Below are 4,378 nucleotides of genomic sequence, written 5' to 3' on the forward strand. Positions count from 1 at the left end.
TCAAGGCCTATTTAGACTGTATTTTGTGTTTTATCTTCTTTTTCTACTATGCTTAAATATTACATTCCATCTTTATAATATGAAATGTTTGGATACCACTTTAAGGTTTCTTCCTGATTTAGTTTAAATTGATTTAGACTGGAATATTATTTTAAAATATACCGATAAGATATTTTGAGAATTTTATTTTATCTCACAAGAACAACAAAGCCTAACAAATTAATGTTAGGCTTTGTTGTTTTCTATAATTATTACAGATATAGATTACTTTTTCTTTTTAAACATGCTGTCCATTATCGTCATGAGTCCTCTAAAAGCAAAATACATGGCGAGTGCACAAATTATAATGCCTACGATCAAAATAGGTATAAATAAGGGCTTTTCTCTATTGGTTAATGCTATGTGAAGTAATGTTGGTCCTAAGAGCATACAAGCTAAGGAAATCCCCATTTTTTTCAGTCCTTCAACAAGAATGTCTTTATCTGTTTTATCTGTTTTATCTGTTTCCATTATTGTAAAAGGTAATTGCTGTTCTTACATTTTTATGGAGCATTAAAAGTTCTTCAGCTTCTTGATAAGGTACGTTTATTTCAGACATAATCATTTTTATACCGCGATCTACAAGTTTATCATTACTTAATTGCATATCGATCATTTTATTGCCTTTAACCTTTCCTAACTGAATCATAGAAGCTGTAGAAATCATATTTAAAACTAATTTCTGAGCAGTTCCTGCTTTCATTCTTGAACTCCCTGTTAAGAATTCTGGTCCAACTATAACTTCTATTGGATATTGTGCAGTTAATGACAGTGGACTATTTTCATTACATGTTATACAGCCTGTAACTATATTGTTTGCATTACACGTTTGTAAGGCAGAAATCACATAAGGTGTGGTTCCTGAAGCTGCAATACCAATGACCACATCATTAGTTGTAATGTGATGTTGTTGTAAATCTTCCCAACCTTCTGTAGTTGAATCTTCAGCAAATTCAACAGCATCCCTAATAGCTTGATCTCCACCAGCGATTATACCAATTACAACATTAGAGTCCACACCAAAAGTAGGTGGACATTCTGAAGCATCTACAACACCTAATCTTCCACTTGTACCAGCTCCTATATAAAAAATTCGCCCTCCCTTTTTAAGTTTTGTAACAATCTGTTTGATTAGTATTTCTATTTGGGGTAGTGCTTTTTCTATAGCAAAAGGAACTGTTTTATCTTCATTATTAATGTTGATTAATAGATCCGAAACAGTCATTTTTTCTAAATTATTGTATTTAGAATTTGCTTCTGTAGTTTTAATAAAATTCATAGCGCAAATATAAAAATTAATAAAAAACGAATGCTAAGTAATTATTAATTAAAATAAAAAAGACTCCAATTAAGGAGTCTTTTTTAGTGATATATTTATTTAATTCTTAAGTCGTTGACTAAGATATCGTACTTAATATAGTATTTAATGTAGTACTTGGACGCATCGCTTTAGTGGTTAGATCTGTACTAGGTAAGTAATACCCTTTAATATCTACAGGACTTCCTTGAATTGCATTTAGTTCTTTAACAATTTTATTTTCATTTTCTGCTAATGCTTTGGCAACATCTGTAAATATAGCTTTAAGACTTTCGTCTTTAGTTTGATTAACTAAAGCTTGAGCCCAATATAATGCTAAATAAAAATGACTACCACGGTTATCTAATTCGTTTACTTTACGAGAAGGCGATTTTCCGTTATCTAATAATTTTCCAGTTGCTTCATCTAAAGTATCTGCTAAAACTAAAGCTTTATCATTTTTAGTTGTTTCAGACATATGTTCTAAAGATACAGCTAAAGCTAAAAATTCACCTAAAGAATCCCAACGTAAGTGATTTTCTTCTAAGAATTGTTGTACGTGTTTAGGAGCAGATCCACCAGCACCAGTTTCGAATAAACCACCACCATTCATTAAAGGAACGATAGATAACATTTTAGCACTTGTTCCTAATTCTAAAATTGGAAATAAATCTGTTAAGTAATCACGTAATACATTCCCTGTAACAGAGATAGTATCTTCACCTTTTTTAATTCTTGCAAGTGTAAAGTGCGTTGCTTCTTCAGGAGATAATATTTTAATATCTAATCCAGAAGTATCGTGATCTGGTAAATATTTTTCTACTTTTTTAATTAATTCAGCATCGTGAGCTCTGTTTTTGTCTAACCAGAATACGGTTGGCGTTTCTGTAGCTCTAGCTCTGCTTACTGCAAGTTTAATCCAGTCTTGAATAGGTGCATCTTTTACTTGACACATTCTCCAAATATCACCAGCTTCAACAGTATGCTCTATTAAAGTGTTATTATCTGCATCAATTACACGAACAACACCATCTGCAGCGATTTCAAAAGTTTTATCATGAGAACCATATTCTTCAGCTTTTTGAGCCATAAGACCTACATTAGGAACAGTTCCCATAGTTGTAGGATCGAAAGCACCATGTTCTTTACAGAAGTCTATAGTTGCTTGATAAATACTAGCGTAACTACTATCTGGAATTACAGCTTTAGTATCTTCTTGTTTTCCTTCAGCATTCCACATCTGACCAGATGTACGAATCATAGCTGGCATAGATGCATCGATAATAATATCACTAGGAACGTGTAAATTAGTAATGCCCTTATCTGAATTTACCATTGCCAATGCTGGACCGTTTTTAAACGCTTCATCAATATCTGCAAGAATTTCGTTACGTTTTTCTTCTGGTAAAACTTCAATAGTACTTAATAAGTTTCCAAAACCATTTTTAACGTCTACACCAATACTTTCAAAAGTGTCTTCGTGCTTAGCAAAAACATTTTTGAAGAACACGCGTACAGCATGACCAAAGATGATAGGGTCTGAAACCTTCATCATAGTAGCTTTCATGTGTAACGATAATAATACATCTTTATCTTTAGCATCTTTAATTTGAGCTTCTAAAAATGAGATTAACGCTTTTTTACTCATTATTGTGCCATCGATAATTTCACCTGCTAAAAGGTTTAATTTATCTTTTAATACAGTTGTATTTCCATTTTTATCTTCAAATTGAATGCTTACAGATGTGGAATCATTAAGCGTAACAGATTTTTCGTTGTTAGCGAAATCTCCTGCGCTCATTGTCGCTACATGAGTTTTAGAGTCTGCACTCCAAGCACCCATTGAGTGTGGATATTTTTTTGCGTAATTTTTTACTGCTTTAGGAGCTCTACGGTCAGAGTTTCCTTCACGTAATACAGGATTTACAGCACTACCTTTAATCTTATCGTATCTAGATTTAATATCTTTTTCTGCGTCTGTTTTAGGCTCGTCTGGGTAATTTGGTAATTTATACCCTTGGCTTTGCAATTCTTTAATAGCAGCGTTAAGTTGTGGCACAGAAGCACTAATATTAGGTAATTTAATAATATTGGCTTCAGGTTTTTTAGCCAATTCACCAAGCTCTGTCAAAGCATCTGGTAATTGCTGCGCTTCTGTTAGGAAGTCTGAAAAGTTAGCTATAATTCGTCCTGCTAAAGAGATATCTCTAGTTTCAACATTAATTCCTGAAGGATTTAAAAAAGCTTGAACAATAGGTAAAAAAGAATAAGTAGCTAAAGCCGGAGCTTCATCTGTTTTTGTGTAAATAATACGTGAGCTGTATGCCATTTTAACTTGTTTTATAGTAATTTTTTTTTGTCGAAAACTAAAAGACATTTTCGTGGATTGCAAATATACAAAAAAGGATACGTTTAATTATATCGATTTCGTAGAAGTACTTCGCTTTTAGTTATTTTTAGTGTATTAAGGTTTTGTTTTTTTTAGTGATACAATACTATTTTAGGAAATGTATTGTGTTTCTGTGATATTAAGGTTTTATAATTAAAATTATATGTTTTAAAGGTTTTGTAAAAGTCAATTTAAGGCAAAACAAAAGCCATATCACGATAGTTATTTAACTATACTGACATGGCTTTCTCTGAAATAGTATTTAAAATGTATCAGTCTATGAGCTGATGACGTTCAGAATTAAATCTTACTAGTTTTCATTAAAAACTTCACTATTTCAAAAATGAAACATTTAATATGTAACGTTCAAAATGTATTTACTAATTACTAAATGTTTCTCTTTTATTTTGTTTTTTTATGTTTTTCCATTGGTTTTATTTTACACAAACTCACTGTAAAAACATCGTTTTCTGTAATTCATTAACTTACGTTGATTTATTATTGAAAACATCTTTGTTTTAATAGTTTAATATTGACCAGCAATACTTCTTTTTAAAACCATTTGATTTATTATGCAAATACATGTCATATATAAATCTCAAAAAACAATTTAAAAGAACTTTTAAAACTTTAATTTTATATAACGTTTTAAT

The 4,378-nt window shown here is 31.0% G+C and carries 3 protein-coding genes; all 3 read right to left on the reverse strand.

Annotated elements, in window-relative coordinates:
• Positions 1 to 264: 264 nt before the first annotated feature.
• Complete coding sequence (locus AST99_RS15210; RefSeq protein WP_057783167.1) at positions 265 to 510, reverse strand: DUF6095 family protein; 246 nt, start codon at positions 508 to 510, stop codon at positions 265 to 267.
• Positions 497 to 1,318 carry an N-acetylmuramic acid 6-phosphate etherase gene (gene murQ / locus AST99_RS15215; protein ID WP_057783169.1) on the reverse strand — a complete coding sequence of 274 codons (822 nt, stop codon included), beginning with the start codon at positions 1,316 to 1,318 and terminating at the stop codon, positions 497 to 499. Before murQ ends, AST99_RS15210 begins: the two co-directional genes overlap by 14 nt.
• A gap of 118 nt (positions 1,319 to 1,436) precedes the next feature.
• On the reverse strand, positions 1,437 to 3,665 hold the full coding sequence (locus AST99_RS15220; protein ID WP_057783171.1) for an NADP-dependent isocitrate dehydrogenase: 2,229 nt from the start codon (positions 3,663 to 3,665) through the stop codon (positions 1,437 to 1,439).
• Positions 3,666 to 4,378 lie beyond the last annotated feature (713 nt).

The organism is Formosa algae (genome assembly GCF_001439665.1).
GTDB lineage: Bacteria > Bacteroidota > Bacteroidia > Flavobacteriales > Flavobacteriaceae > Formosa > Formosa algae.